At 64.7% G+C, this 26,661-nt stretch carries 24 protein-coding genes; 9 read left to right on the top strand and 15 right to left on the bottom strand.

From position 1 onward, the window contains the following. Positions 1-195: 195 nt before the first annotated feature. The 6 genes from U1H99_RS10380 to U1H99_RS10405 all read right to left on the bottom strand — a co-directional run bounded on the left by U1H99_RS10380 (position 196) and on the right by U1H99_RS10405 (position 4,833). On the bottom strand, positions 196-978 hold the full coding sequence (locus U1H99_RS10380; protein ID WP_323141654.1) for a foldase protein PrsA: 783 nt from the start codon (positions 976-978) through the stop codon (positions 196-198). 104 nt (positions 979-1,082) lie between these two features. Then, positions 1,083-1,874 carry a peptidylprolyl isomerase gene (locus U1H99_RS10385; RefSeq protein ID WP_323141655.1) on the bottom strand — a complete coding sequence of 264 codons (792 nt, stop codon included), beginning with the start codon at positions 1,872-1,874 and terminating at the stop codon, positions 1,083-1,085. A 104-nt stretch (positions 1,875-1,978) separates the two neighbouring features. After that, positions 1,979-2,254 carry a BolA family protein gene (locus tag U1H99_RS10390; protein ID WP_323141656.1) on the bottom strand — a complete coding sequence of 92 codons (276 nt, stop codon included), beginning with the start codon at positions 2,252-2,254 and terminating at the stop codon, positions 1,979-1,981. Beyond that, the gene (locus tag U1H99_RS10395; protein WP_323141657.1) at positions 2,251-2,892 is read right to left on the bottom strand and encodes a septation protein A; all 642 of its coding nucleotides are present in this window, start codon (positions 2,890-2,892) and stop codon (positions 2,251-2,253) included. Before U1H99_RS10395 ends, U1H99_RS10390 begins: the two co-directional genes overlap by 4 nt. Positions 2,893-2,913: 21 nt before the next feature. Next, the gene (gene msrB, locus U1H99_RS10400; protein WP_323141658.1) at positions 2,914-3,309 is read right to left on the bottom strand and encodes a peptide-methionine (R)-S-oxide reductase MsrB; all 396 of its coding nucleotides are present in this window, start codon (positions 3,307-3,309) and stop codon (positions 2,914-2,916) included. Positions 3,310-3,333: 24 nt separating this feature from the next. Next, positions 3,334-4,833, bottom strand: coding sequence for a protein adenylyltransferase SelO (locus U1H99_RS10405; protein ID WP_323141659.1), 1,500 nt, complete (start codon positions 4,831-4,833; stop codon positions 3,334-3,336). A gap of 193 nt (positions 4,834-5,026) precedes the next feature. Between U1H99_RS10405 and U1H99_RS10410 the strand changes: the two genes are divergently transcribed. The 3 genes from U1H99_RS10410 (at position 5,027) to U1H99_RS10420 (ending at position 10,246) form a co-directional block, all read left to right on the top strand. Further along, on the top strand, positions 5,027-6,697 hold the full coding sequence (locus tag U1H99_RS10410) for a 3-(methylthio)propionyl-CoA ligase (protein ID WP_323141660.1): 1,671 nt from the start codon (positions 5,027-5,029) through the stop codon (positions 6,695-6,697). A 161-nt stretch (positions 6,698-6,858) separates the two neighbouring features. Continuing rightward, entirely contained in the window at positions 6,859-8,946 is a 2,088-nt protein-coding gene (locus tag U1H99_RS10415) for a 3-hydroxyacyl-CoA dehydrogenase NAD-binding domain-containing protein (protein WP_323141661.1), read from the top strand. A gap of 76 nt (positions 8,947-9,022) precedes the next feature. Further along, positions 9,023-10,246: an MFS transporter gene (locus tag U1H99_RS10420; RefSeq protein ID WP_323141662.1), complete on the top strand. Its 1,224-nt coding sequence runs from the start codon at positions 9,023-9,025 to the stop codon at positions 10,244-10,246. Between the two features lie 69 nt (positions 10,247-10,315). On the opposite strand, the gene U1H99_RS10425 is transcribed toward U1H99_RS10420, so the two are convergent. The 4 genes from U1H99_RS10425 to U1H99_RS10440 all read right to left on the bottom strand — a co-directional run bounded on the left by U1H99_RS10425 (position 10,316) and on the right by U1H99_RS10440 (position 14,665). Further along, positions 10,316-12,013, bottom strand: a complete 1,698-nt coding sequence (locus U1H99_RS10425) for an MFS transporter (protein ID WP_323141663.1) — start codon at positions 12,011-12,013, stop codon at positions 10,316-10,318. Between the two features lie 129 nt (positions 12,014-12,142). Continuing rightward, positions 12,143-12,520: a hypothetical protein gene (locus U1H99_RS10430; protein WP_323141664.1), complete on the bottom strand. Its 378-nt coding sequence runs from the start codon at positions 12,518-12,520 to the stop codon at positions 12,143-12,145. A gap of 87 nt (positions 12,521-12,607) precedes the next feature. After that, positions 12,608-13,162, bottom strand: coding sequence for a DUF3237 domain-containing protein (locus tag U1H99_RS10435; protein WP_323141665.1), 555 nt, complete (start codon positions 13,160-13,162; stop codon positions 12,608-12,610). 102 nt (positions 13,163-13,264) lie between these two features. Then, complete coding sequence (locus tag U1H99_RS10440) at positions 13,265-14,665, bottom strand: aminotransferase-like domain-containing protein (protein WP_323141666.1); 1,401 nt, start codon at positions 14,663-14,665, stop codon at positions 13,265-13,267. 157 nt (positions 14,666-14,822) lie between these two features. Between U1H99_RS10440 and U1H99_RS10445 the strand changes: the two genes are divergently transcribed. Both U1H99_RS10445 and U1H99_RS10450 read left to right on the top strand, forming a co-directional pair. Next, entirely contained in the window at positions 14,823-15,059 is a 237-nt protein-coding gene (locus U1H99_RS10445; protein ID WP_323142102.1) for a hypothetical protein, read from the top strand. 125 nt (positions 15,060-15,184) lie between these two features. Next, positions 15,185-16,069 carry a TraB/GumN family protein gene (locus U1H99_RS10450; RefSeq protein ID WP_323141667.1) on the top strand — a complete coding sequence of 295 codons (885 nt, stop codon included), beginning with the start codon at positions 15,185-15,187 and terminating at the stop codon, positions 16,067-16,069. A 5-nt stretch (positions 16,070-16,074) separates the two neighbouring features. On the opposite strand, the gene U1H99_RS10455 is transcribed toward U1H99_RS10450, so the two are convergent. Together U1H99_RS10455 and U1H99_RS10460 are read right to left on the bottom strand one after the other, a co-directional pair. Then, positions 16,075-17,223, bottom strand: a complete 1,149-nt coding sequence (locus U1H99_RS10455) for a GGDEF domain-containing protein (RefSeq protein ID WP_323141668.1) — start codon at positions 17,221-17,223, stop codon at positions 16,075-16,077. 266 nt (positions 17,224-17,489) lie between these two features. After that, positions 17,490-18,551: a site-specific integrase gene (locus U1H99_RS10460; RefSeq protein ID WP_323141669.1), complete on the bottom strand. Its 1,062-nt coding sequence runs from the start codon at positions 18,549-18,551 to the stop codon at positions 17,490-17,492. A gap of 333 nt (positions 18,552-18,884) precedes the next feature. Here U1H99_RS10460 and U1H99_RS10465 point away from each other — a divergent pair, with 333 nt between their 5' ends. The 3 genes from U1H99_RS10465 to U1H99_RS10475 are packed head-to-tail and all read left to right on the top strand — an operon-like array spanning position 18,885 to position 20,305. Then, positions 18,885-19,187: a Dabb family protein gene (locus U1H99_RS10465; protein ID WP_323141670.1), complete on the top strand. Its 303-nt coding sequence runs from the start codon at positions 18,885-18,887 to the stop codon at positions 19,185-19,187. 50 nt (positions 19,188-19,237) lie between these two features. Then, positions 19,238-19,882 (top strand): SDR family NAD(P)-dependent oxidoreductase, encoded by a 645-nt coding sequence (locus tag U1H99_RS10470; protein WP_323141671.1) that lies wholly within the window; start codon positions 19,238-19,240, stop codon positions 19,880-19,882. Between the two features lie 6 nt (positions 19,883-19,888). Then, positions 19,889-20,305 (top strand): secondary thiamine-phosphate synthase enzyme YjbQ, encoded by a 417-nt coding sequence (locus U1H99_RS10475; RefSeq protein WP_323141672.1) that lies wholly within the window; start codon positions 19,889-19,891, stop codon positions 20,303-20,305. Between the two features lie 164 nt (positions 20,306-20,469). On the opposite strand, the gene U1H99_RS10480 is transcribed toward U1H99_RS10475, so the two are convergent. Further along, entirely contained in the window at positions 20,470-21,210 is a 741-nt protein-coding gene (locus U1H99_RS10480) for a CPBP family glutamic-type intramembrane protease (protein WP_323141673.1), read from the bottom strand. Continuing rightward, positions 21,207-21,776: a TetR/AcrR family transcriptional regulator gene (locus tag U1H99_RS10485; protein ID WP_323141674.1), complete on the bottom strand. Its 570-nt coding sequence runs from the start codon at positions 21,774-21,776 to the stop codon at positions 21,207-21,209. The genes U1H99_RS10480 and U1H99_RS10485 overlap by 4 nt, the downstream gene beginning before the upstream one ends. A gap of 150 nt (positions 21,777-21,926) precedes the next feature. On the opposite strand from U1H99_RS10485, the gene U1H99_RS10490 reads away from it, so the two are divergent. Then, positions 21,927-24,158 (top strand): TonB-dependent receptor plug domain-containing protein, encoded by a 2,232-nt coding sequence (locus U1H99_RS10490; RefSeq protein WP_323141675.1) that lies wholly within the window; start codon positions 21,927-21,929, stop codon positions 24,156-24,158. A gap of 15 nt (positions 24,159-24,173) precedes the next feature. Here the strand turns inward: U1H99_RS10490 and U1H99_RS10495 are convergent, their stop codons facing one another. Beyond that, the gene (locus U1H99_RS10495) at positions 24,174-26,564 is read right to left on the bottom strand and encodes a sensor domain-containing protein (protein WP_323141676.1); all 2,391 of its coding nucleotides are present in this window, start codon (positions 26,562-26,564) and stop codon (positions 24,174-24,176) included. Positions 26,565-26,661 lie beyond the last annotated feature (97 nt).

Genomic DNA, 26,661 nt, shown 5'->3' on the forward strand with positions numbered 1-26,661 from the left:
GGGTTGTCAATACTACTTGCCGGATCGACGACATTGTCTGTTGCCCATACGTAAAGCGCAGTCAACGGCGGTAAATGAATGTAAAGACGAATCGCGATGTAAAGACGAATAGGAAACATGCGGCTACGGCGGCCAAAAAAAAGCGCCCCCGAAGGAGCGCTTTTTTCAGCTTGACCGCGTCAAGACCATGCCAGCTTACTGGATCTTGGCCTTCTTCATCAGGTCGTCGCGGAAGGCGGCAACTTTACGCTGCTGCACGGCTTCTGCCACTTGCTGCTTGACTTCTTCCAGCGGCGGGATCGGGGTCGCGCGGCTTTCTTCCAGGCGGATCACGTGGTAACCGTACTGGCTCTTGACCGGGGTCTGGGTGACTTCGCCTTTTTTCAGCGAGGTCATGGCCTTCGAGAACTCAGGCACGAAGTTCTCCGGGCTGGCCCAGCCGAGGTCGCCGCCATTGGCTGCCGAACCCGGGTCTTTCGATTGCTTGGCCAGGTCTTCGAACTTGGCGCCGCCCTTCAGCTTGGCGATGATCTGGTTGGCTTCGGCTTCGGTCGCGACCAGGATGTGGCGCGCGTGGTATTCCTGGCGGCCGCCCTGTTCAGCCTTGGCCTTGTCGTACTCGGCCTTGATCTGGGCGTCGGTCACCGGGTTCTTCTTGATGTAGTCCGCCAGCATCGCGTTGATGATGATGCTTTGACGGGCATTGTCGATCTGGTTCTTGACCTCCGGGCGGGTGCCGACGCCTTGCTTGTCGGCTTCCTGGATCAGGACTTCACGGCCGATCAGGTCCTTCTTGATCGCATCGCGCAGTTGCGGCGAGTCGGTCGCTTTGCCTTGGGCGACGACTTGCTTGACCAGCTGGTCGACCTTGGACGCCGGGATCGGTTTGCCATTGACGGTCGCAACGTTTTGCGCGAACGACGGCAGGGCTACCATCGCGGTCATGGCTAACAAGAGGCGGGCTGGCTTCACAATCATTTATTCGATCCTATTTGTTCCCGGCAGCGCAAGGCCACCGATGTTCAACATAATGTCGCGATGCGACGCAAACCGGCGGTCGGTGCCGCCGGGATACCAACATCTTACTGTACCTTCGCCTTCTTGACCATTTCCTCTTGGAAGGCTGCCAGCTTTTGCTGCGACAGCGAATCCTGGATCTGCGGTTTGACTTCATCCAGCGTCGGCAGTTTCGCCTGGCGGATGTCGTCCAGCTTGATCACGTGGTAGCCGACCTGGGTCTTGACCGGCTTCTCGGTGACCTGGCCTTTTTGCAGGCCGGTCAGGCCGGCAGCGAATTCCGGCGGGAAGGACGACGGGCTGGCCCAGTCGAGGTCGCCACCGTTGTTGGCGGAGCCGGTGTCTTTCGATTGCTTGGCCAGGTCTTCGAACTTGGCGCCGCCCTTGATCTTGGCGATCACGGCGTTGGCGTCGGCTTCGTTGTCCAGCAGGATGTGGCGAACGTGATATTCCTTGTCGCCACTGGTCTTGACGAAGCGGTCGTACTCGGCCTTGACTTCAGCATCGGTCACCGGATGCTTGGTGATGTAGTCGCGGGCCAGGGCGTTGATGACGATGGTCTGGCGGGCGCTTTCCAGGGCTTGCTTGACTTCCGGGTTCTTGTCGTAGCCTTGCTTGACGGCTTCCTGCATCATCACTTCGCGGGCGATCAGCTGCTGCTTGACTGCTTCGCGCAGTTGCGGCGAATCCTGGCCCTGGCCCTGGGCCACGACTTGCTTCACGGCCTGGTCGGCGCGTGCGGACGGGATGGCCTTGCCGTTGACGACGGCGAGGTTCTGGGCGGATGCTGGCAGGTTTGCAAAGGATGCGGCGATAGCGATCAAGGCTAACAGCAGCCGTGCTGGCTTAAAAGTCATGTTGTTTCCTGTGAGGGGGTTGCTTGGACGAGATTGGATTAGTTTTTTTAATACGCAGCAGATTTTCAAACAGATTACTTAAGATTCCCTGAAAGCTCCGGCCATCAGGACAGCTCGGATGGTGCGTGTGCGGTAATCGCCAGCGCGTGAATGTCGGTATGCATCATACCTTGCACGGCATCATATACCAGCCGATGGCGCATGACCAGTCTGAGGCCCTCGAAGCGTTCAGAAACGATCTTGACCCTGAAGTGGCCACCGCCGGATGCCGCGCCGGCATGGCCGGCGTGCAGGTGGGAGTCGTCGCCGACTTCTAGTACGGTCGGGGCCAGCGCGTCGGCCAGCAGCATGTGGATACGTTCGACTCGGGTCTGGCTCATACGATATCTTCCGGTTCTTCCTGCATATGTTTTGACAGCATCAGCGTCTGGATGACCACGAACGCGAAGAACAGGCCGGTGGCGCCGAACATCTTGAAGCTGACCCACGCGCTGGTATTGCCCTTGAAGACGATGAAGGCCATGACCAGGTTCAGCACGCCCATGGCGGCCATGAAGGCGATCCAGGCGTAGCCGACGCGGTCCCAGACCGCGTCCGGCAGCTTGATCTGCGCTTCCATACCCTTGCGCATCAGGTTTTTGCGGAACACCACCTGTGCCACGAACAGTACGACCGCGAACGCCCAGTACAGGATGGTCGGCTTCCACTTGATGAAGTTCTCGTCGTGGAAATAAATGGTGGCGCCGCCCATCACGACGATCACCGCCAGCGACAGCCACAGCATGCCGTCCACCTTGCGGCCGCGGACCAGCAGGTAGCCGATCTGCAGCACTGTGGCGACGATGCCGACTGCGGTGGCCAGGATGATCGGCGATTGTTCGGGCGTGATGCTGCCGCCCGCGATCAGGCCGCCCATGTACTCGAGCGCCAGCGCATGCGCGGTATCCTGGTTGCTGGTGCCGAAACGATAGGCGATGAAGAACAGGATGACCGGAAACAGGTCGAACAGGAATTTCATGTTACGGAAACGTCTTTCAGGTCAGGCAGGTTCGAAGCGCATCGCTGCGGAGTTGATGCAATAGCGCAGGCCGGTCGGCGGCGGGCCGTCCTCGAAGACGTGGCCCAGGTGCGCATCGCACACGGCGCAAATGATTTCGGTGCGCACCATGCCGTGCGTACGGTCGACCTTCTCGATCACGTTGGCCGGGTCCAGGGCCTTGAAATAGCTGGGCCAGCCGCAGCCGGATTCGAACTTGGCGTCGGATTCGAACAGCGGGGTGTCGCAGCAGACGCAATGGTAGATGCCGTGCTCGTGATGGTCCCAGAACTTGCCGGTGAAGGCGCGCTCGGTGGCCGCGTGGCGGGTCACCTGGTATTCCATTGGATCCAGCTTGGCACGCCATTCGGCGTCGGTTTTGGTTACTTTTTCAGTCATCGATGTCTCACTTGTATACAGAGTTCAGGAAGAGCAGCTCACCTCGAGGTGGGCTGCCCAATCCGGCGGCAGCGCCGCGTAGGATTCGTTCTCGGGCTGCTCGTCGAACGGACGCTCGAGCACCGCGAGCAGGCGCGCCACTTCGCTGAAGTCGCCATTCTGCGCCTTTTCGATCGCAACCTGGGCCAGATAGTTGCGCAATATGTATTTGGGATTGACGCGGTTCATGGCCTCGCTTCGATTTGCATCGACGCTCCCTTCCTGACGCAAGCGTTCGCGGTAGAGCACGGCCCAGGCATCGAAGCCGGGACGGTCGAGGAACAGGTCGCGCAGCGGGGCGTCGGCCGCTTCCCGCTCCGCATCCGCCACGTCCAGGCGCAGGCCGCCCAGGCGGCGGAAGAACAGCGTGAAGTCGACGTGGTTCTCCTGCATCAGCTTGAACATGTGGTCGAACAGCGCGCGGTCATCGGCCTGTGCCGTCGCCAGGCCCAGCTTGGCGCGCAGCAGTTCGTCGAACTTGTCGCCGTAGGCGTCGACGTAGACTTCGAGCGCGGCCTGGGCGGCCTCGGTATCGCCGATCAGCGGCAGCAGGGCGTTCGCCAGCGCGTAGCAGTTCCAGTGGCCGACCGGCACCTGGTTGGCATACGAATAGCGGCCGCCCTGGTCGGTGTGGTTGCAGATGTGATCGACGTCGAAGGCCTCCATGAAGCCGAACGGGCCGTAATCGAGGGTCACGCCCAGGATCGACATGTTGTCGGTGTTCATGACGCCATGCATGAAGCCGACCGCCTGCCAGTGCGCGATCATGCGCGCAGTGCGTTTGGTGACTTCGCCCAGCAGGGCCAGGTACGGGTTCTCGGCGCCGGCCAATTCCGGATAGAAGTCGCGAATCACGTAGTCGGCCAGGATGCGCAGCTCTTCGTGCTTGTTACGGTAGTGCCAGTGCTCGAAGGAACCGAAGCGCACGAAGCTGGGTGCCATGCGCGTCACCACGGCAGCGGTCTCGACGGTTTCGCGCATGATGCGCTGGTTGGAGCCGGTCACCATCAGGGCGCGGGTGGTCGGCACGCCCAGGGCAGCCATGGCTTCCGAGCACAGGAATTCGCGGATCGAGGAACGCAGTACCGCGCGGCCGTCGCCCATGCGCGAGTAGGGCGTCATGCCGGCGCCCTTCAACTGCAATTCCATCGGTCCTTCAGGGGTGGCCAGTTGGCCCAGCAGGATGGCGCGGCCGTCGCCCAGCTGGCCGGCCCAGTGGCCGAACTGGTGGCCGGAGTACACCGCGGACAGCGGCTTGGCGCGCGGCGGCACCGCGTTGCCGGTGAACACGGCAACGAAATCGTCATGCGCCAGGTCGGCAGGATCCAGACCGACCAGGGCGGCAGCCTTGGCGCTGGCCGCGACGAAATACGGCGCGGGCATCGGCGTCGGCATCAGCCGCGTGTAGAACGCGGGTGGCAATTCAGCGAAGGAATTGTCGAGTGGCAGGTCGTCAGCAGTAATGGTCGTTCCAGTCGGTGGCATTGCAGGAATGTCGCGATTCTACCGTAAGCGCGCCGATTCTATGGGTCCGCTTGCAGGCCGGCCAAAGCACGTTACATTCGGTAACGGATTGCCGGCATGCCCCTTGCGGCAATGCAGCATCGAAAACCGTTGACGATTTTCGCACGACCGGTCGAAACTGAGCCGTAAACATCATCAGAGGAGATACGCCGTCATGCAGAGCCCGCTTCAAAGTCCGGTGCAGAGTCTGCTCATGGGCCAGATGATGCACCAATCGCTGACCATCTCGAGCATCCTGCAATTTGCCGCGCGCCACTTTGGCGCCAGCGAGATCGTGTCGCGCCGCGTCGAGGCGGACCTGCACGGCGAGCTGCACCGCTACACCTACCGCGATTGCGAATTGCGCGCGCGCAAGCTGGCGCAGGCGCTGGGCAGGCTGGGCGTCGAGAGCGGACAGCGGGTCGGCACGCTGGCCTGGAACGGCTACCGCCATCTCGAGCTCTACTACGGCGCGTCGGGGTCCGGTGCGGTGCTGCACACGATCAATCCGCGCCTGCATCCCGAGCAGATCGCCTACATCGTCAACCACGCGGAAGACCAGGTGCTGTGCTTCGACCTGACTTTCCTGCCGCTGGTCGAGGCGATCGCCGCCGCCTGCCCGACGGTGCGCGCCTTCGTGCTGATGAGCGACCGCGCCCACATGCCGGCCAGCACGCGCATCCAGGACCTGCTGTGCTACGAAGACCTGCTCGATGCCGAGGACGGCGCTTACGCCTGGCCGGAGATCGACGAGAACGCGGCCGCGTCGCTGTGCTACACCTCGGGCACGACCGGCAACCCGAAGGGCGCGCTGTACTCGCACCGCTCGACCGTGCTGCACGCCTATGCATCGGCCCTGCCGAACGTGCTGAACGTGGGCGCCATCGATACCGTGCTGCCAGTAGTGCCGATGTTCCACGTGAATGCCTGGGGCTTGCCGTATTCGGTGCTGCTGTCTGGCGCCAAGCTCGTGCTGCCGGGCGCCCAGCTCGACGGCAAGTCGCTGTACGACCTGTTCGAGGGCGAAGGGGTGACCTTCTCGGCCGGCGTGCCGACCGTCTGGCTGGGCCTGATCAATTACGCGATCCAGAACGACCTGACATTCTCGACATTCCGGCGCACCGTGATCGGCGGCTCGGCCTGCCCGCCGGCGATGATGGACACGCTGATCGACCGCTTCGGCGTACAAGTCATCCACGGCTGGGGCATGACGGAAATGTCGCCGCTCGGCACCACCGGCGGCCTGCTGGCCAAGCACCGCGCGCTGCCGGTCGAAGGCCAGCGCGCGATCCTGCAGAAGCAGGGCCATGCGATCTATGGCGTGGACATGAAGATCGTCGACGACGCCGGCGTTGAACTGCCCTGGGACGGCCAGGCATCCGGCCACCTGCTGGTCAAGGGACCGTGGATCATTGCCAGCTATTTCCGGGACGAGGGTGGCGATCCGCTGGTGGACGGCTGGTTCCCGACCGGCGACGTGGCGACCATCGACCCTGACGGTTTCATGCAGATCACCGACCGCAGCAAGGACGTGATCAAGTCCGGCGGCGAGTGGATCGGCTCGATCGACATCGAGAACATCGCGATGGCGCACCCGGCGGTGCTGCAGGCGGCCTGCATTGCCATGGCCCACCCCAAATGGGACGAGCGGCCGCTGCTCTTGGTGGTGCGCCGGCCCGGCCAGGACGTCGGGCGCGAGGAGATGCTGAAGTGGTTCGAGGGCAGGATCGCCAAGTTCTGGATGCCGGACGATGTCGTGTTCGTCGACGCGCTGCCGATCGGCGGGACCGGCAAGGTCCAGAAGAACAAATTGCGGGAGCAATTCAAGGACCACCGCGGAGTATAAGAGCGCGCTCGCGTAGGGTGGACGGGTTTCCCCGTCCACGCGTTCAACCGGCGCTTGCACGCCGGGTTAAACCGCACGTATCACCGCGCGGGCGGCACAGCCGCCCACCCTACGATCGGTTATAGTGCCCGTATTGCCTTATCATTAATACAGAGACATACATGAGCGCAGATTACCAGCTCCGCAACCGGATCGCCGTCATCACCCTGAACAACCCGCCGGTCAACGGCCTCGGTCGCGAGACCCGCAGCGCCGCCGTGGCCGCCCTGCAGCGTGCCCAGGCCGACGACGCGGTGCAGGCCATCGTCATCACCGGCGCCGGCACCGCCTTTTCGGGCGGCGCCGACATCCGCGAGTTCAATTCACCCAAGGCGCTCACCGAACCGACGCTGCACACCCTGATCCGCGTGGTCGAGGAATCGAGCAAGCCGGTGGTCGCCGCCATCCACAGCGTGTGCATGGGCGGCGGACTGGAGCTGGCGCTGGGCGCGAATTACCGGGTGGCGCTGCCCGGCGCCCAGATCGCGCTGCCGGAAGTGAAGTTGGGTCTGCTGCCGGGCGCCGGCGGCACCCAGCGCCTGCCGCGCGTGCTGGGCCTGGAGCCGGCCTTGGACATGATCGTCTCCGGTACGCCGGTCCTGTCCGAAAAACTGGCCGGCACGCTGCTGTTCGACGACCTGCTGCCGGCCGGCAGCGACGTGGTGGAAGGGGCAGTCGCTTTCGCCGAACGCGTGGCCGCCGTGCGTCCGCTGCCGCGCGTGCGCGACAACACGATCGAGCAAGCCGGCCTGGACGCATTCCTGGCGGCGGCACGCGCCAGGGTACAGGCCGCCGCCGGCCCGTTCCCGGCGCCGCTGGCCTGCCTGGACGCGGTGGCCGCCGCCGCCGCCATGCCCTTCGAGGAAGGACTGGCCTTCGAGCGCGACCGTTTCATGGCGCTCGCGGAGACCGTCGAGTCGAAGGCGCTGCGCCATGCCTTCTTTGCCGAGCGCGCCGCCGCCAAGGTCCCGGACGTGCCGGCCGATACGCCGGTGCGCCCGATCGCGGCCGCGGCGGTGGTCGGCGCCGGCACCATGGGCGCCGGCATCGCCATGAATTTCGCCAATGCCGGCATCCCGGTGACCATCATCGATACCGAGCAGGCCGCGCTCCACAAGGGCCTGGCGACGATCCGCCGGAACTACGAAAGCAGCGTCAAGAAGGGCAAGCTCGGCCAGGACCAGTTCGACCGGCGCATCGGCCTGATCCGCACCACGCTCGCCTATGAAGACATTGCCGCGGCCGACATCGTGGTCGAAGCGGTATTCGAAGACCTGGCCGTCAAGGAAACCGTGTTCCGCCGGCTCGACGCCGTCATGAAGCCGGGCGCGATCCTGGCCTCGAACACCTCGACGCTGGACCTGAACCGCATCGCCGCCTTCACCGCCCGCCCGCAGGACGTGATCGGGCTGCACTTCTTCAGCCCGGCCAACGTGATGAAGCTGCTGGAAATCGTGCGCGGCGCGCACACCGGCAAGGACGTGCTGGCCACCGCGCTGGCACTGTCGAAAAAGCTGAAGAAGACCGGCGTGGTGTCGGGCGTGTGCGACGGCTTCATCGGCAATCGCATGGTCGAGCAATACATCCGCCAGGCCGGCTTCCTGCTGGACGAGGGAGCGCTGCCGCAACAGGTCGATCGCGCCGCCGAAGCCTTCGGCTTTGCCATGGGTCCGTTCCGCATGAGCGACCTGGCCGGCAACGACATCGGCTGGTACATCCGCAAGCGGCGCCAGGTCGAGATGCCCGACCTGAAATACTCGAAGACCGCCGACCTGCTGTGCGAGCAGGGCCGCTTCGGCCAGAAGACCGGCGCCGGTTGGTACGACTATGTGGCCGGCGAGCGCGCGCCGTTGCCGTCGCCGCTGGTCGAGGACATGATCACCGGGCACGCGGCCGGCCTGACCATCGAGCGCCGCATCGTCGGCGACGAGGAAATCGTCGAGCGCCTGGTGTACGCGCTGGTAAACGAGGGCGCCAGGATACTGGAAGAGGGCATCGCCCTGCGCGCCTCCGACATCGACATGGTCTACCTGTCCGGCTACGGCTTCCCGCTGCACCGCGGCGGGCCGATGTTCTATGCGGACACGGTCGGCTTGCCGGCGGTGCTGGCGGCAATGGAGAAGTTTGCGCGCGGCTACCACGGCGATGCCTGGACGCCGGCGCCGCTGCTGGTGCGGCTGGCGGCCGAGGGCAAATCCTTCAACGCTTAGTGTGGTCGCTTAATCCCGAGATGCGGGTAGGGTGACGCTCGTGCTAGGCTCGTTACACTTTCGTTAACGAGCCGACATGAAGAACGCCCTGCTGATTGCCACTGCCTGCCTGCTGGGACTGCTGTCCACGACCGGCGCCTCGCTGCCTTATCCGATCCTGCCGCCGCTGTTCGTCCATGGAACGGCGGACGGGCTGACCAATTTCCTCGGGCTGCCGCCCAAGCTGCTGTTCTCGGTGGCGCTGATGGTGAACCCGATCGGGCTGCTGATCGGCACCGCGGTGCTGGGCTCGCTATCGGACCGCTTCGGACGCCGGCCGCTGCTGCTGGGGACGGCGGCCGGCGCCGCGCTCGGCCACGTGCTGACCGCCTGGGCCCTGGCCAGCCATTCCTATCCGCTGTTCCTGCTGGCGCGTTTCGGCACCGGGCTGCTCGAAGGGCAGAGCTCGATCGTGCGGGCGATGCTGGCCGACGGCCTGCAGGGACCGCTGCGCAACCACGCGCTGTCGTGGCTGAACGGCGCGCTGACCCTGGGCTGGCTGTTCGGGCCGCTGCTGGCCGGCCTCACCGTGGGCTGGGGCGTCACGGTACCGTTCTATATCGCCGCCGGCGCGCTGCTGCTCGGCGCGTGCCTGGTGACGATCGCGCTGCCGCGCCAGCCGCGCAGCCACGGACCGTCGTGGTGGCAAGTGGCGCGCGAACGCCACGCCTTCAACCTGCTGCGCCATCCCGGCCTGCGCACGCTGTTCGGCGTGCAACTGGCCTACACCTGCGGCGTCACGGCCTTCTATGAGTTCTATCCGCTGTGGCTGGTCGAAGTCGGCCATTACGACACGCGGTCGATTGCCCTGGTAAATGTCGGCATGTGCGGCATCATGACCGGTGCCGCGCTGTTCGCCGGCCGCCAGAGCCGCTCCGATCCGCTGCGGCGCGCCGGCCTGCTGGCCGTGGTGGTGGCGCTGGCGATCGCCTCGCTCGGTGCCGGCAACCTGTGGATCGGCATGGTCGGCATCATGGCCTTCGGGCTGCCGCACGCGTTCTACAACGCCGTGATCCAGGTATGGGCCGCCGACCGCTTCGGCGGCCATGGCCAGGGCGCGGTGATGGGCCTGCTGTCGACCACCTTCTGCCTGGCGAACATCCTGATGGCGGCGGCCGGTGCCGTGCTGACCCTGTTCGACACGCGCCTGGTGCTGCTGTTCGGCGCCGCCATGACGGCATGGGCGGCGACCCGCATGCGCGCGTGGAGCCGCGCGCCGGCGCCGGTCGCGAGCGAGGCCGCGGCCGAGAGCGTCAAATAGGAACGGCGGCGGCGGAACAGGCCACCATCGATGGCGGCCTGTTCTCGGACGGTCGTATTGACGGCCGCTTCAGTCCGCCGCGTAGATATTGTTGTCCTTGGTCTCGCGCACGAACAGCGCTCCGATCACGACGCAGATGGCTGCGATGATGATCGGATACCAGAGACCGTAGTAAATGTTGCCGTTTGACGCCACCAGCGCGAACGAGATCGTCGGCAGCAAGCCACCGAACCAGCCGTTGCCGATGTGGTAGGGCAGCGACATCGAGGTATAGCGGATGCGGGTCGGGAACATCTCGACCAGCATCGCCGCGATCGGACCGTACACCATGGTCACGAACAACACCAGGATGAACAGCATCAGCACCAGCATCGGCCGGTTGATCTGCTCGGGATCGGCCTTGGCCGGGTAGCCGGCCGCCTTCAACGAGGCGCCGAGGTCTTTCTTCAGCGCCGCTTCGCGCGCCTTGCTGGCCTTGTCGAAGTCCAGTCCGTCCGCCGTCATGGTGGCGTTGAAGGACGGGTAGACCTTGTCGCCAATCTTGATGCTGGCAACCGTGCCGGCCGGCGCGTCCTGGTGGGTGTAGCTGACCGAGGCGGCGGTCAATTGCGCGGTGGCGATGTCGCACGACGATGGGAACTTGGCGGTGCCGGTCGGGTTGAACTGGAAGCGGCAGGACGCCGGATCGGCCACCACCACCACCGGCGCGTTGTTGATCGCGCTTTCCAGGGCCGGGTTGCCGTAGTGGGTGACGGCCTTGAAGATCGGGAAATAGGTGAGGGCGGCGATGGCGCAGCCGCCGAGGATGATCCACTTGCGGCCGATGCGGTCCGACAGCGTGCCGAAGAAGATGAAGAAGGGTGTGCCCAGCGCCAGCGCGACGGCCAGCATGATGTTGGCCGATGCCGGTTCGATCTTGAGGGTCTGGGTCAGGAAGAACAGGGCGTAGAACTGGCCGGTGTACCAGACCACGGCCTGGCCCATCACCATGCCGAGCAAGGCCAGCAGCGCGATCTTGCCGTTGCGCCAGGTCAGGAAGGCTTCGCTGAGCGGTGCCTTCGAGGTCTTGCCTTCGGCTTTCATCTTCGCGAAGGCGGGCGATTCGGCCATCGACATGCGGATCCACACCGATATGCCGAGCAGGACCACCGACACCAGGAAGGGAATGCGCCAGCCCCAGGCGTCGAAGGAGGCGGTGTCCATCGAGCTGCGTACCCCGAGGATCACCAGCAGCGACAGGAACAGGCCCAGCGTTGCCGTGGTCTGGATCCAGGAGGTGAAGTAGCCGCGCCGGCCTTCGGGCGCGTGCTCGGCGACGTAGGTGGCGGCGCCGCCGTACTCGCCGCCCAGCGCCAGGCCCTGCAGGATGCGCAGGCAGACCAGCAGGATCGGCGCGGCGATGCCGATCGACGCGTAGCCGGGCAAGATGCCGACGATGAAGGTCGAGCCGCCCATGATCAGGATCGTGACCAGGAAAGTATATTTGCGGCCGATCATGTCGCCCAGGCGGCCGAACACGAGGGCGCCGAAGGGCCGTACCAGGAAGCCGGCGGCGAAGGTCAGCAGCGCGAAGATGAAGGAGGTGGTCGGGTCGCCGAGGAAGAACTGCTTGCCGATGATCGCGGCAAGCGAGCCGTACAGGTAGAAGTCGTACCATTCGAAGACGGTACCGAGGGAGGAAGCGAAGATGACTTTCCGTTCTTCCCTGGTAAGCCCGCTGGAAGGCGCTGCCTTCCCGCCGGCGGCCATGCCGGGTGTGATCGCCATTGTAGTCCCCATATTGTAAGTTTGACGTCCTCGCGGCGGCGTATTTACGCCGGCCGCGGAGCGACTGTGCGCCGCGAAGCTTACGCGGTGCTGTCTTCAAACTTACAGGGCACTGACGGTTCCACCAATCTAGACTGGCTTCCACTCTCCCGGGATGGGAGGAGAACATCGAACGGAGAAGTCGATCCCAGTCTCGATCAGGGTCAAGATATTCTGCACAGCGCGCTCAAGTTCATCCTGGTTGCACCAGTATTCCGCGAGCTTCCCTAGAACTATATATGAAGAGCAATTAAATCCATCTTCGATATCGTTGAACCAGATTGCCCGGTTGCCGATAATGGCCACCACCCAGAATCCTCCGCCGGGGACACCGTACGATGTTTCGCTCCATTTTTCAGGCGTGATCTTGACCGCTTCCCACAAGCGGAAAATGTGCGGACTCATCCGGCCCTCGGCGTCGATGATTCTGTCCCATAGTTCGGCTTCTGAAATTGGTTCCCAGTCCATTGTCTCTCCAGTGATGGCATTTGCGCGCCAGCTAGCGTTCCGACTAATGCCATGCATGCCGAAATGGACTGAGGACGACGCTTTTTTCTATTCCAATAAGTATGCATCGTACACGACAGCGGCCCCCAGGCGCATCGCCGAACCCACACCGATAGCACGGTTGAGCCAGGTGTAACGCGGATCGGCTGTTTCGAAACTCATCGTCAAGCGAAACGTATATTTGGCGGGATCGACCGGGTTGCCCTTGGCGACTTCCGCCATCACTTCGGGCGGTCCGTAGCGAAAACCCTTGGTCTGCAAGTAAATCAGGGCGCCGTCGTTGGTCTTGAGCAGGTAGCGGGTGTCGATGATGGCAAGCCCCTGGGCGGTAACGACCTGCCAGTCCGCACCATTGTTGAGAATCGTTCCTTTCAGCCGCTTGCCGTCGAAACTGCCGCTGGTGATCGGAATGATGCGGCGGCGCCCCAGATCGCTGGTGGCGCCCAGTTCCCAGATCGGCGCTTCCAAATTGACGCTGAAACGCGCGAGGTGCTCGAGCTTCGGTTTGGGTGGCTGGAAGTCCTCCTTGCCGGCAGCGCACGCCGACCCATGGCCGGCGATAAGCGATACCAATGCAAAAACAAGGGCAAAGTATTTTTTCATGTCTCCTCCGGGTTCGATCTTTTTTTGAAAATATCAGGCAGGCTGATACTCAGTTCATACTATCCGGGGGCATGCGCGTTGACAAGTCAACGCGCATGTTATTCAAACCATGGCAGCGCCGGACGACTCGGGCCGCCGCGCAAGGAGTTGAGACAGCCGTTGCAGACCCGCCTGCAACTGCCCACGGTCCTGGATGCTGCCCAAGGAGATCCTGATGGCGTTCACGGATCCGCCGCCCATTGCGAAGGCCTCCGCCGGCGTGACGGCAATACCCTCGCGGTCCGCCGCCCGCGCCAGCTGCGATGCCGTCCAATACGCCGGCAGCTCGAGCCATACGTGCAGGCCGTCCCCGGCGCCGCTGTAGCGCCCGGCGAGGATGTCCCGCGCCATCCGGTGGCGCAGGCGGGCCTCGCCCCGTACGCCTGCCAGCAATCCATCGGCCGAACCGTCGAGTATCCACTGGGTAGCCAGGGCGGCCGTCAGCGGCGCGGCCATCAGCGCGAACGCGCGCAGCGCGACCAGGAAACGCTCGCGCTCGTGCGAATCGCGCAGCAGCACGAAGGCGACCCGCAAGCCTGGCGTCAGGCATTTCGACAGGGTCGAAATGTAGACCACCTGGTCCGGGGCAAACGTGGCAATCGGTGGCGGCGCTGCCTCGGCGAGGCGCCAGTAGGGATCGTCCTCCACGATGCGGACCTTGCAGCGCTTGGCGACGGCGGCGAGGGCCTTGCGGCGGCGCTCGGGCATGGTGATGGCGGTCGGATTCTGCAATGTCGGATTCAGGTAGACCAGTCCCGGCTTGTGCCGCGCGCACGCTTCTTCCAGCATCTCGGGCACCATGCCGTGCCTGTCCGCTTCCACCACGACGATGTGGCGGCCGAATTGGGCGGCCGCGGCGCCCAGGCCGGGATAACTCATGGGCTCGGCCAGGATGACATCGCCGGGCGCCGTCAGCGCAAGGATCGATGCGGCGATCGCGGCCTGCGCACCCGGGCAGACGACCAGCTGGCGCGCATCCAACTGTCCGAACATCGGTGCGAGCCATGTGGCGCCGGCCTTGCGGTCGGCGTCGCTGCCGCCGCCCAGGTGATAAGTCATCAGCAAGTCGTTATCCGTCCGCATGAGTACCTGGGACAAGCCCTGTTTCAGCAGGTCGTCGAAGTCCACGCCATCCGGCGGTGGCGGGGTATTCATGCTAAGGTCCAGGACCGCGGTCAATTCGACTTTCGGCGCCGCGACATACGTGCCGCGAGCGCCGCGCCCCTCCAGCAGCCGGCGGCGCCTGGCTTCGTCGTAGGCGCGCGTGACCGTGGTCAGGTCGACGTCCAGTTGCGCCGCCAGGCGGCGCTGCGGTGGCAGCCGGTCACCCGGCTTCAGCGATCCGTCCGCGACCGCCGCCTGCAGGGCATCTGCGATCTGCAGGAAGCGTGGACCGCCCTGCACGGCCAGCCGTGGCAACCAGGGCGGGACATTTTCACCTTGTATGGCTTCTAACTGGGACATTATGTCTCAATGTATGGAAATTGCTTTTAAGTAGAATGCCGCAGAACGTGCAGCGGCGCCATGCTTGCACGGCGGTCGCCGGCGTTTTCTCTTCTCTCATCCGCAGTCGGACATCACGCTTTCGTCTTAAGTCATAGCCTGGAAAACATTCAAAATGATGGATTGGGTCCCTGTAGTCTTCGTTATATTCAAGTTTCTGGTGTTAGGCATCGGCATGTTCTTCGCCATCAAGTGGCATTACGACCAGGGGAAGAAAGGACGGCAGCGCGAGCGGGGCGAGGTTCTGCGCACGGCCGCCAAGGTGGCGGTGGGCTTCGTGCTGGCGCTGGTGGTCCTGGCCGTTCTTACCTTCGTCCTTGGCCGCAAGCTTGGTCTGGATTTGAACTTCTCTTGAGCAGTCCGCCATCACACAGGGCTGTCACCGGACGCCATGTTGCGAAATGATGTAAAAATTAAATAGCTACACGGCAAACGACTCGCTAGAATGCCGACGCTCATCCCTTGTTCAAGGAGTCGCCCATGGCCCGTCGGATAATTGTCGTTTTCCTTGCTGCACTCAGCCTGTTCGGCAACCACGCCTGGGCGGTCGAACGCGGTGCGCTGTTCAAGGTCAGCGGCCATGGCCATACGATGATGTTGTTCGGCACCATCCACATGGGACTGCCCGAATTCTTCCCGCTCGACGACAGCGTCACCAAGGCCCTGGCGGCCTCCACGACCCTTGCGCTGGAAATCGATCCGACCGTACAGACTGCCGAGATGGCCGCGGCGGTGCAGCGCATCGCGCTGACCACGCCCGCCATCGCCGCCGCCATGCCGCCTGCGCTCGGGCCGCGCCTGACGCGCCGCCTGGAGACGCTGGGCGCGCCGGCGACGCTGTCCAGCCAGCTCAAGCCGTGGATGCTGCTCATCACGCTGACGACGGTCGAGTACGCCAAGCTCGGTTACCGGCCGGACCTGGCCGTCGATACCCACCTGGCCCGACTGGCACACGAGCGCAACGTCAAGGTCATCGCGCTGGAGACCGTCGAGAGCCAGCTCGACCTGTTCGACCGGCTGCCGGTCGCCGACCAGTGGACACTGCTCGATGAAACCCTGGCATCGCTGGATTCCGGTGAAGCGCAACAGGAAATGGTATCCGTGACAAAGGGGTGGGCCAAGGCCGATCATGCTGCGCTCGACGCCCTGGCCCTCAAATACGAGCAGGACCCGCGGCTGTCGTCGCAGATCCTGCAGCGCCGCTTCCTGAGCGAGCGCAACGGGCCGATGGCCGACAAACTCGACGGCTTGCTGCGCCGTGAACACCAGACGATGGCGGCGGTGGGACTCATGCACTTGATCGGCAAGGACAGCCTGCCCGCGCTGTTGCGCGCCAAAGGCTTGAAAGTCGAGCAGGTGTACTGATCGGGCTAGGCGGCGACGACGCGGTTTTTCCCGGCCCGTTTCGCTGCATAGAGCGCCTTGTCCGCTGCATCGAGCAGCGACAGCGTATCGGTGTCGGCCCGCTCGAGACAGGCGACGCCGATGCTGACGGTATAGGCCGGCAGATCGGTCGTTTCCTTGGCCTCGGCAACCCGGCTGCGAATGCGCTCGGCAGTCGCCAGCGCGGCATCGAGGCCGGTGTGCGGGAGCAATACCACGAATTCCTCGCCGCCAAAGCGTCCGATAATGTCCTGGGTGCGCAACAGACGCGTCGCCTGTGCCGCAAAATCCACGATGACCTGGTCGCCGACGAGGTGGCCCAGCGTGTCGTTGATGGCTTTGAAGTTATCCAGGTCCATCATCAATATCGCCATCTGCTTGCCGTGTCTTCGCGATGCGGCCATTTCCCGCTGCATCATCTCGAGCAAGGCGTCGCGCCGGTAGGCACCCGACATCGGGTCGTGCAGCGCCTGCGACTCAAGGCGGCTCTGCAGCTCCCGATTGGCCATCATCAGGAATCCCAGGCTCATCGCCACCAGCGAGAACGGGAATGAGGTGAAATAAACGTCGTGGATGGCTGAGGTGTCATTTTGCAGCGTCAAGGTGCCGTCGTATAGCAGCACCGCGATAAAGCGCGTGGCCATCACACAAGCGGTAGCGGCGTAGATCGCACAGGTGAACCACTCCGGAAAGCGCTTGACGCGGTAACCCAGGATCCGTTTGCAGCATGCCGCAAACAATACGGTCAGCAGGCTGCTGACGACGAGCACCCGGCCACGGTAGTCATCGACGATAAAGGTCACCCAGGCCAGCGCAAGCGCCGCGACGCAGAGTAGGGCGACGAGCAGGCGTCCGCTCGACGCGAGCTTGCCGAACAGCCCCAGGCTGTAATGCATGAAGATCACGCCTGCCGGAATAAGGAGGTTGGGCAGGTAGCTGGAAAAGAGCACCGGCACATGGTCGCGCGTTGTGAAACCGACGGCACCCACGACCATCAGCAGACATCCCCATCCCCATTGGGCCAGGCCGGTGATGGTTTTCGGGAAGCCCACGCGAATGGAGAAAAACAGGAACGCGCAGAGCAGGCCGAATGCGGCGGAAATGATGATGAACGAGTTGGCGTCAATGCCGAGCATAAGCACGCGGACCTTTTCGGAAAATGCCGTGCCCAGAACGCCTGCGCAGGGCTGCGGTCGAGCGTGAAAGCGTCGACGCAGCGTGTACGAAAAATACAATTTTAACAGGAAACATTGTTTCTAGTTAGCTACGGTTTAGTATTGGACGTATATGCGAACGCAGACATGAACGCTACGGCAGAGGTGATCTGCAGACGGTCAAGTACTCGTCGTCGCAGCTGCAAAAACAGTGGCCCCTTGGTTCTGAGCGCCAAAAGTCACGCCCCTCAGCCAGCCGGCTTCGGCGGCAGAACATCGTCCAGCTCGTCGTCCGGATCGCCTTCCTGTTCCACACCGTCCTCGGGATTGGTGCGCGCATATTTATAGGCCTGGGCCGAGCGTTCCAGCGCCAGGCCGAGTACGGCCGTCATCTCGTCCGGCGTCGCTCCTTGCTGCCACTGGCGCGCGGCAAAGGTATTGCGCAGGGTGCGGCCGCCGGCGCGCGGCACCGCTACGCCGGCGCGCTCGAAGGTGGCGCGCACCTGGCGGTAGACGGTGGCCTTGTGGAGCGTGTCGCCTTCGAGGCTGGCGGGGAAGACCAGGTCGCCTGGAATGCCCAGCTCGGCGCGCTCGCGCAGCCAGGCTTCGAGCTCGGCCACGCCCTCGCGTGGCAGCTTGGCGGTGTGCTCGTAGCTGGTGCGGTGCTTTTGCTCGGGGGTGATGTTGATCTCGATGGCGCCCTCGACGTCGGCCTGGCGTCCGATCTCGTCGACCAGCAGGCCGACCGCTTCGGCCACGCGCAGGCCGGACAGCGCCATCACGATCTGCATGGCGCGGTCGCGCCGCCGTTTCCAGCCGGCGCTGCCGCTCTGGTCGGGTGCGCGGCCGGCGGGGAGGGCGGCCAGGAAGCGCTCCAGCTCGTCGCCGTTGAGGGCGGCCATCGGCGCATCCTTGGCGATGTGGGCACGGTCGGTGGCGGCGATGGCGTCGCGTGCCGGATTCGGCGAGCGTTCCAGCCAGTCGTAGCAGCGTTCGAGCAGGCGCAGGTAGCGGTAGGCGATCTTGCTGTTGAGGTCGCGCTTGCCATTGGTGCGGTTGTCGACGAAGCGCTGCAGGTCGGCGGCGCTCACGGTCGAGATCTTGAGGCGCTGCTCGACCATCCAGGCGGCGAATTTGCCGAACATGAATTTGTAGACGGCGGCCGACTCGGCCGAGACCGGCATCGGGACGATGTCGCGCTGGCGGCTCGAGGTCAGCACGAACTCGGGCGTGACGACGAAGGCGGCGAAGGCGACGTTGGGGGCGCGGTCCCAGTCGGCCGCAGTGTGTTTGGGTTGGGTGGTGCTCATGAAGAATCCGGGTAGTGCGATCAGCCTCTATCTTGCAACTAACCGACTAAGTTCTGCAAGGGGCACACGGTAGCCCGGCCTCGCGCCGCAATTACCTGCACTATTATGCAACTAACCGATAATAACCAAAAACCACCCCAACCCCTAGCCACCAGAACGCAGCCGGCGCGGCACCGGCGGCCATATTGTGACGCATCACGACAAACGATCCGCGCACGGTCCCGTCGTGGACTCGCCATTCCTGCCCCGACACGGTATGCTCACTGCGCATTGCAGCCCAGCCGGGTTCGGAAGGATACTGGGCTGCCGTAACTCATATAAAGAAGGAATGTCATGCTGAAGCACATCGTCATGTGGAAACTGAAGGACCACGCTGAAGGCGCCGACCGCGCCGCCAATGCCATCGAGATGAAGCGCCGTCTCGACGAATGCGCCACCATCGTGCCTGGCATCCTGAAGTTCGAAGTCACGCTGGCACAGCCGGGCCTGGAAGCCACCTACGACGTCGTGCTGTATTCGGAGTTCCAGGACAAGGCCGCGCTCGACGCCTACGCGCAGCACCCGACCCACCAGGCGCTGGTCCCGTTCATCGGCGCGATCCGCGAAGGGCGCCAATGCATGGACTATATCGTTTGAGCGCATACTGGCAGCGATAGACCTTGACGACAGGTGCGGGGAGACGTCCGATGAAGGATTTCGCAGGCCGCGTGGCGGTCATCACCGGCGCCGCAACCGGTCTCGGACGCGCGTTCGCCGAGACCGCGACTGCGCTCGGCATGAAGCTGGTACTGGCCGACCTCGACGCGGATGCGCTCGAGCGCGCCACCGACGAGTTGCTTGCCGGCGGCGCCGAAGTGCTGGCCATGGTGTGCGACGTGCGCAAGTGTTCGCATGTGGAAGAACTGGCGGATGCGGCCATGATCCGCTTCCACGGTGTGCACCTGCTGGTCAACAACGACTGCGCCCGCGTGGACGGCCTGACCTGGGAACTGAGCGAAGCCGACTGGGAGCGCGTGCTCGATATCAACCTGTGGGGCGTGATCCACGGCGTGCGCATCTTCACGCCGCTGATGCTCGACTGCGCCCGGCGCGATCCCGCTTACCGGGGTCATATCGTCAACACGGCGTCGATGGCCGGGCAGGGCGCGGTCAAGGTGGCGCGGCAGGCGGTGCTGGCCCTGTCCGAGACCCTGGACCAGGACTTGCGCCAAGCTGGCGCGCCGATCGCGGCGTCGGTCCTGTGTACCGAGGATGTGACGGGCCGCGGTGACGCCGACATCGCCCGCCTCGCCTTCGATGCGATCCGCGCCGGCGCGCTTCACATCCGCTAGCTGGCCATGGCGCACCAGACGATCCTCGAATTCCCGATGCGCGGCCGCGGCACCCTCGACATCACCAGGGAAGTGGCGCGCGTGGTGGCCGAAGCCGGCGTCGAGGTCGGCCTGGCCCACGTGTTCGTGCAGCACACCAGCTGCTCGCTCCTGATTACCGAAAACGCCGACCCCGACGTGCGGCGCGACCTCGAAACCGTCGTCGCGCGCCTGGCGCCGGACGGCGACCGGGCCTACCGCCACGATGCCGAAGGACCGGACGACATGTCGGCCCATGCGCGCAGCATGCTGACGGCCACCGGCCTGAGCGTGCCGGTCGGCGGCGGCCGGCTGCTGCTGGGTACCTGGCAGGGCATTTATTTGTGGGAGCACCGCACCAGTCCGCACCGACGCTCGGTGGTGGTGACTGTGCTGGGCGGCTGATCAGGCGGCCGGCACCGCCGTGCTTTTGCTCGCGCGCCGGGCCACGGCGCGGCTGAGCTGCGGCGCGTTGCCGGCGGTGCTGTTTTCCATGGGCGGTCCCGACGAGAATTATTGGTTGTCAGGCATTTCTGGCCGTTACCGCGCGGCGGCGCAAGCATGAAGATTTACAGCAGGCCGAACCCGACCAGCAGGTCCCAGCCTGCATGCTGGACGATGCCGGCACGGATATTTCCGCGCCAATACGCCAGCACCCCCAGCACCAGGCCATGCAACACGATGTGCAGCACCGCAGCCGGGCCTTCGTAGGCGTGGCCGACGGCAAACACGGCGGCCTGGATCAGGATCGCCAGGCCGATCTTGCCGGTCAGGGTGGCAAGCTGGCGTTGCAGGTAGCCGCGGAACACGATCTCTTCGCAGATGCCGGCACTCAGGGACAGGCCGATCCAGACCAGGCTTGCGGCCAGGCCGTCGGGCGTCGCGGACAGGATCGGGTTGTTGGACAGTCCGGCGCGCTCCGGCACCAGCTGGTCGATACCGAGCGAACCGATATACACGAGCGCAATCGCCAGGACGCCGCAGCCCGCGTCGGCAAGCAGGCGGCCGGGCGTGGACGGCGCCGGTCCGAAGAATTCGCGGATGGAACGCCCGCGCTCGCGCATGCCCTTGTAGACGAAAAGCACCCAGAACCACAGGACCGCGATCATGAACAGGTCGGTCTTGATCATGCGCGCCGCATCGGGGGCCTGCTGCGCGGTGAGGTCGTGCCTGTCGTTGAGGGCGCCGAGGATCGTCAGGACCGCGACGATCCCGAACAGCGTCCAGGTGTGCCGGCGGGGCGCCAGCAAGGCCGGCGGATGGGTCTGCGCGTTGAAAACACCTGGCGATGCGGTATCGGGACGGCTCATGTCGGTGGCTCCTGGTGGTTGGGGGGTGTGGTGGGGTAGCGGCTCAGCAGCGATACGAAGAAGTGCAGTGCGGCGCTGGTACGGTCAAGTTCGCCTGTGCTCATGTAGTCGAGCACCAGGCCGTCGATCACCGCACTGCACAGGGTGGCAATCGTGCGGCGCTCGGCCGATGCGGGAATGCCTTGTTCGATCAGTTCAAGCCAGCTGGCGCTGGTATCGGACAGGTACTGCGCATACACCTGGGGATGTTGCAGCGCCAGTACCTGCACTTCGAACAGCAGGCGCACGTAACGCAGGTTCTCGCGGTCGCTCACCCATCCCCACACCGAGACCATGTCGGCCCGGCCCTGCGACGTCCGCATCATCCCGACGACCGACTCCTGTACGCGGCTACGCGCGTGCGCCATCACGGTGGCGATCAGGTTTTCCTTCGATGCGAAGTGATAGATCAGCAGCCGTGCACTGGTGCCGATCTGTTCCGCCAGCGGGCGCAGCGACAGTTCGGCCAGCCCGTGGTCCAGGAAGTATTCCAGCGCCTTGTCGCGCAACTCGTTTCTTTTGTCCATGAAACGGACGTTACATGAAACAGTCGTTACATACAATTGATTTAATGTGTCGCTGCCGAATGATTATTTTCACAATTTTGCGTGCTGCCAGTGCAATATTGCTGGTATCGTGTTGGGCGTTCCGGCCCATCCATCCTGCCCATGCCCGCAATGCCACGTCATCGACTCCGCTACGCCCGCGCCGCCGTTCCCTTCCTGCTGCTCGCACCGGTCGCCGCGCTGGCACAATCCGCAGCGCCGCCCGATGCGGCACCTGCCGACAAGCCGGTTACCACCGAGACCACGCCGACGCAGAAGGAAGCCATCCAGACCGTCAAGGTGACAGGCGCCGCCGCCAGCTACGACGCGCGCCGCGACGACACCGCCAGCAAGACGGTCCTGAGCGCCGACGAGATCCGCAAGTACGGCGACGACAATATCTTCGACGTGCTCAAGCGCGCTCCCGGCATTACGGTCACCGGCAAGACCCTGCGCATGCGCGGCCTGGGCGCCGGCTATACCCAGATCCTGGTCAACGGCGACCGCCCGCCGCCCGGCTTTTCGCTGGATGCGCTGACGCCCGACCAGATCGAGCGTATCGAGATCGTGCGTGCGGCCAGCGCCGAGTTCTCGATGCAGTCGATCGCCGGCACCATCAATGTGGTGCTGCGCAAGGTCGTCAGCAAGCCGCAGCGCGACCTGCGCCTGAGCGTCATGCGCTCGCAGGAAAGCCGCAACCTGAACGCCGGCGGCACGCTCGGCGACCGGAAGGGCAACCTGTCCTACTTCCTGAACGGCAGCCTGTACGCCGGCGAGAACGCCTTCACCAACCGCAGCGCCGATTACTTCTATGCGCCCGACGGCACCCTGGTGCAGGCGCGTGAGACGCCGTACCAAGGCGCCGGCAATTACCGCGGCATCGCGCTGTTCCCGCGCCTGTCGTGGAAGCTGGAGAACGGCGACGAGCTGAATTTGTCGGCGGGGCTGCAGGCGACCCGCTCGACCTGGGGCGGCAATACCTTCAACACCAACCTGGTGGGCAGCTTTCCGGATCCGGACTACGTCGAGTACTACCAGAGTTCGCCTACCAGCAGCCGCATGCAGCGGATCGAAGGCAACTGGGTGGCCAAGCTGGCCGGCGGCAAGCTGGACCTGACCCTGTCGACCGAGCGCAACCGCAACACCAGCGACGCCTACAACGACCAGTACACGGCCGGGCGCGCGCTGCGCTTCCTGCGCGACTGGGACAGTGAGACCAACGGCCGCCGCAGCAGTGTCCGCGGCAAGTATGCGCGCTCGCTGGGCGAGGGCCATGCGTTGACGACCGGCTTCGATACCAGCGTCCAGACCAGCGACGAGGTGCGCGACCGCAACGAGATGCTGGGGACGGCAGGGGTTATTCCGACCTCGACCCACGTGGTCGAAACCTTCTCGCCGAAGATCACGCGCCTGGCCGGCTACCTGCAGGACGAGTGGAGCATCGACAGGCAGATGTCGCTCTACCTGGGTGGCCGCTGGGAGGGTGTCAAGATCGACAGCGAGGCGTCCGGCCTGGCGCCGACCCGTTCCAACAGCCACGTCCTGAGCCCGGTGGCCCAGGCCCTGTACAAGTTCTTCGGCGCCGACGGCAAGGCCAACGGCCGCCAGCTGCGCCTGGCCCTGACCCGCACCTACAAGGCGCCGACCATCGAGCAGCTGACCGCGCGCCGCTACGAATCGGCGCTGAACACGCGTTTCAATGCCGATTCCGCCGGCAACCCCGAGCTCCAGCCCGAACTGGCGAAAGGCCTCGACCTTACCTACGAGCATTTCCTGCCGCAAGGGGCGATGTTCTCGGCCAGCGCCTCGCGCCGCGAGATCACCGACTACATCCGCACCCGTCTCGACCTCGATCCCGATGGCCGCTGGGTGTATCGCCCGGTCAACGACGGCGACGCGCTGGTGCGCTCGTTCGAGGCCGAGCTCAAGTTGCCGGGCAAGCTCTTGATGGAGGCGGCGGCCGCCTTCGACCTGCGCGCGGCCGTGACCCGCAACTGGTCGGACGTGGCATCGGTGCCGGGGCCGGGCAACCGGCTCGACGCCCAGACGCCGATGTCGGCCAACTTCGGCATCGACTGGCGCAAGGGCGACCTGAGCATGGGCGCCAGCCTGGCTTACCAGCAGGGCGGCTGGGTGCGCATCTCGGAAGCCCAGAGCCAGCACCAGCAGACCCGGCGCGACCTCGACGCCTTTGCGCTGTGGAAGCTGAACCCGCAATACCAGTTGCGGCTGTCGGTGAATAACCTGCTCGGCATGGACAACGCGTCGGACCGCATCTACGAGGATGCGAGCGGCACCTCACGGGAGATCGGGCTCAGCCCGGGCTCGCCGCGGGTGGGGCTGAACCTCGAGATGAAACTTTGAGATGACGGGGGCGGCTTAATCGGCCAGGCGCGCATCGTTGCCGACCATGCGCTCCAGCCGTTTCTGCGACACCGGCGGGCTGAAATAAAAGCCCTGCATCTCGTCGCAGCCGTGGTCGCGCAAGAAGGCGAGCTGCTCGCGCGTCTCGACCCCCTCGGCGATCACCTTCAGCTTCAGGTTGTGGCCGAGCGCGATGATGGCGCGCGTGATCACGGCGTCGTCGTCGCCGCCGTCGCCGACGTGGTGCAGGAAGGAGCGGTCGATCTTGATGTAGTCGACCGGGAATTTCTGCAGGTGGCTCAGGCTCGAATAGCCGGTGCCGAAGTCGTCGATGGACAGCCGCACGCCCAGCGCTTTCAGGCCGGCGAGCGCCTGCAGCGCGTCGTCCCGGTGGTCCATCAGCTGGCTTTCGGTCACCTCCAGCTCCAGGCTGGCCGGGCGTACGCCGTGGCGCTGCAGGGTGGCGGCCAGGAGGTCGACGAACTGGCGCTGGCGCAACTGGCGCGCCGACAGGTTTACCGAGATCACGAAGCCTTCCATGCCGATCCCATCCAGCGCACGCAGTGCGCCGCAGGCTTCGTCGATCACCCATTCGCCCAGCGGCACGATGAGTCCGGTCTCTTCGGCCACCGGAATGAAGCGTTCCGGCGCCATCAGGCCGTGCTCGGGATGATGCCAGCGCACCAGCGCCTCGGCACCCACCACTTTGCCGCTGCGCAGGTCGACCTTGGGCTGGTAGCCCAGGCGCAGCTCGCCGTTGCCGATGGCGCGGCCCAGGCTCGCTTCGAGCTGCAGGTGTTGGTGCACCACGCGGTTCAGCTCTTCCGAATAGAACTGGCAATTGTTCTTGCCCAGGGTCTTGGCGTGGTACATGGCGGCGTCGGCGGCGCGCATGACGCGGTCGAGCGTATCGCCGTCGCGCGGGAACAGGCTGACGCCGATGCTGGCGCCGCTGGCGATTTCCTGGCCGGCGGCAAGGATCGGCTGCTCGATGGCGTGGCGGATCCGTTCCATCATGTCGCCGACGTGGGTGACGCTCGGCTGGTCGCGGATCACGACCACGAACTCGTCGCCGCCCATCCGTGCCACCGTATCGTCTTCGCGCACGTTGGCGCGCAGGCGGTCGGCGATCGCGTGCAGGACGGTATCGCCGGCATCGTGGCCGAAGCTGTCGTTGATGTACTTGAAGTTGTCGAGATCGAGGAAGGCCAGCGCGCCGAGCGTGGCGTCCTGCACGGCGTCGTCGATCGCGTGGCGCAGCTGTTCCTGCAGCAGGGTGCGGTTGGCCAGGCCGGTCAGCGGGTCGTGATGCGCCAGGTGGTGCAGGCGCCGCTCGTAATGGCGGGCTTCGGTAATGTCGTTGATCACGGCCACGAAGTGGGTGACCTGGTTTTCGAGGCTGGCGACGGGGTCGATCCGCAATTCGTTCCAGAACACCTCGCCATTCTTGCGGCGGTTACGGATCACTGCGCGCACGCTTTCGCAGCGCTGCAACGCGTGGTCGATGCGGCGCTGCTCGTCGGCATCGCAGCCTTCGATGCGCATGAAACGCGGATCGCGGCCCTTGATCTCGGCCAGCATGTAGCCGGTCAGCTGTTCGAAGGCCGGGTTGACGTACTCGATACGATTCTCGCCACCCTCGCGGCAGGTGATCAGGATCGCGTTGACGCTTGAAAAAATAGCGCGTTCGCGCACGCGGAGGTCGCGTTCGGCCTGCTTGCGCTTTGAAATGTCGAGCCCGGTACCGAAGATGCACGGCAGGTCGCCCAGGCTGGTGCGCGCGCAATGGAACAGATAGGGGGTGCGCTTGCCGTGCTTGCCGACCAGGTCGGCCTCGTGCATGGTGGGGCCGTCGGCGAAGGTATCCAGGATCCTTTGCACGATGAACGGCCGCTCGGCCTCGTCGAAGAAATACTGGACGTCGGTGCGCGTCATTTCCTGGCTGGTGCGTTCCAGCGCCGTCTCGAGCTGGCGGTTCCACAGCAGCAGGTGGCCGCTCTGGTCGATCACGTAGAACACGCAGGGCAGGCCTTCGATGATCTCTTCGATGGCCAGGTCCTGGATCAGCGCGTAGCGCGGCGGCGCGATACCGGTGCGCGGCACCACGATGACGCTGTAGGCGCGCGGGCCGCCGTTGTCGAAGGACTGCGGGGCGATCGTGATGCGTACCGGCAGCGCCTTGCCGTCGGCGCAGCGCAGGCTGCCGGAAAATTCGCTGTCGGCGCGCGCCGCCATCGGCAAGGAGGCGTCGCCGGGCTGGTCGAAGGCGAGGATGCGATCGAGTGCCTGGCCCTGGATGTCGCGCGGCGTCAAGCCGGCCAGCTTTTCGCAGGCCTTGTTCCAGGTAATGACGACGCCGTCTTCGCCGACCACGAAGACGGCCAGGGGCAAGGGTGAGGGATTCATTGCGGAATCTCCGCCGGACTGCGCCCCTCCGCGCTGGACGGGCAGGCAGTTATGCGGCCATCATAGCGCAGTGATCCTGTTCATGATCTCCGGCGGG

Source organism: Massilia phyllosphaerae (assembly GCF_034659755.1).
Classification (GTDB): domain Bacteria; phylum Pseudomonadota; class Gammaproteobacteria; order Burkholderiales; family Burkholderiaceae_D; genus Telluria; species Telluria phyllosphaerae.

Excerpts from the sequence above, each read along its gene's own strand:
- U1H99_RS10420 (WP_323141662.1), top strand. The coding sequence starts at position 9,023 with ATGAAGAACGCCCTGCTGATTGCCACTGCCTGCCTGCTGGGACTGCTG.
- U1H99_RS10490 (WP_323141675.1), top strand. The coding sequence starts at position 21,927 with ATGCCACGTCATCGACTCCGCTACGCCCGCGCCGCCGTTCCCTTCCTG.
- U1H99_RS10470 (WP_323141671.1), top strand. The coding sequence starts at position 19,238 with ATGAAGGATTTCGCAGGCCGCGTGGCGGTCATCACCGGCGCCGCAACC.
- U1H99_RS10495 (WP_323141676.1), bottom strand. The coding sequence starts at position 26,564 with ATGAATCCCTCACCCTTGCCCCTGGCCGTCTTCGTGGTCGGCGAAGAC.
- msrB (WP_323141658.1), bottom strand. The coding sequence starts at position 3,309 with ATGACTGAAAAAGTAACCAAAACCGACGCCGAATGGCGTGCCAAGCTG.
- U1H99_RS10385 (WP_323141655.1), bottom strand. The coding sequence starts at position 1,874 with ATGACTTTTAAGCCAGCACGGCTGCTGTTAGCCTTGATCGCTATCGCC.
- U1H99_RS10425 (WP_323141663.1), bottom strand. The coding sequence starts at position 12,013 with ATGGCGATCACACCCGGCATGGCCGCCGGCGGGAAGGCAGCGCCTTCC.
- U1H99_RS10435 (WP_323141665.1), bottom strand. The coding sequence starts at position 13,162 with ATGAAAAAATACTTTGCCCTTGTTTTTGCATTGGTATCGCTTATCGCC.
- U1H99_RS10405 (WP_323141659.1), bottom strand. The coding sequence starts at position 4,833 with ATGCCACCGACTGGAACGACCATTACTGCTGACGACCTGCCACTCGAC.
- U1H99_RS10415 (WP_323141661.1), top strand. The coding sequence starts at position 6,859 with ATGAGCGCAGATTACCAGCTCCGCAACCGGATCGCCGTCATCACCCTG.
- U1H99_RS10390 (WP_323141656.1), bottom strand. The coding sequence starts at position 2,254 with ATGAGCCAGACCCGAGTCGAACGTATCCACATGCTGCTGGCCGACGCG.
- U1H99_RS10480 (WP_323141673.1), bottom strand. The coding sequence starts at position 21,210 with ATGAGCCGTCCCGATACCGCATCGCCAGGTGTTTTCAACGCGCAGACC.
- U1H99_RS10450 (WP_323141667.1), top strand. The coding sequence starts at position 15,185 with ATGGCCCGTCGGATAATTGTCGTTTTCCTTGCTGCACTCAGCCTGTTC.
- U1H99_RS10395 (WP_323141657.1), bottom strand. The coding sequence starts at position 2,892 with ATGAAATTCCTGTTCGACCTGTTTCCGGTCATCCTGTTCTTCATCGCC.
- U1H99_RS10440 (WP_323141666.1), bottom strand. The coding sequence starts at position 14,665 with ATGTCCCAGTTAGAAGCCATACAAGGTGAAAATGTCCCGCCCTGGTTG.
- U1H99_RS10455 (WP_323141668.1), bottom strand. The coding sequence starts at position 17,223 with ATGCTCGGCATTGACGCCAACTCGTTCATCATCATTTCCGCCGCATTC.
- U1H99_RS10460 (WP_323141669.1), bottom strand. The coding sequence starts at position 18,551 with ATGAGCACCACCCAACCCAAACACACTGCGGCCGACTGGGACCGCGCC.
- U1H99_RS10430 (WP_323141664.1), bottom strand. The coding sequence starts at position 12,520 with ATGGACTGGGAACCAATTTCAGAAGCCGAACTATGGGACAGAATCATC.
- U1H99_RS10380 (WP_323141654.1), bottom strand. The coding sequence starts at position 978 with ATGATTGTGAAGCCAGCCCGCCTCTTGTTAGCCATGACCGCGATGGTA.
- U1H99_RS10485 (WP_323141674.1), bottom strand. The coding sequence starts at position 21,776 with ATGGACAAAAGAAACGAGTTGCGCGACAAGGCGCTGGAATACTTCCTG.
- U1H99_RS10410 (WP_323141660.1), top strand. The coding sequence starts at position 5,027 with ATGCAGAGCCCGCTTCAAAGTCCGGTGCAGAGTCTGCTCATGGGCCAG.
- U1H99_RS10475 (WP_323141672.1), top strand. The coding sequence starts at position 19,889 with ATGGCGCACCAGACGATCCTCGAATTCCCGATGCGCGGCCGCGGCACC.
- U1H99_RS10445 (WP_323142102.1), top strand. The coding sequence starts at position 14,823 with ATGGATTGGGTCCCTGTAGTCTTCGTTATATTCAAGTTTCTGGTGTTA.
- U1H99_RS10465 (WP_323141670.1), top strand. The coding sequence starts at position 18,885 with ATGCTGAAGCACATCGTCATGTGGAAACTGAAGGACCACGCTGAAGGC.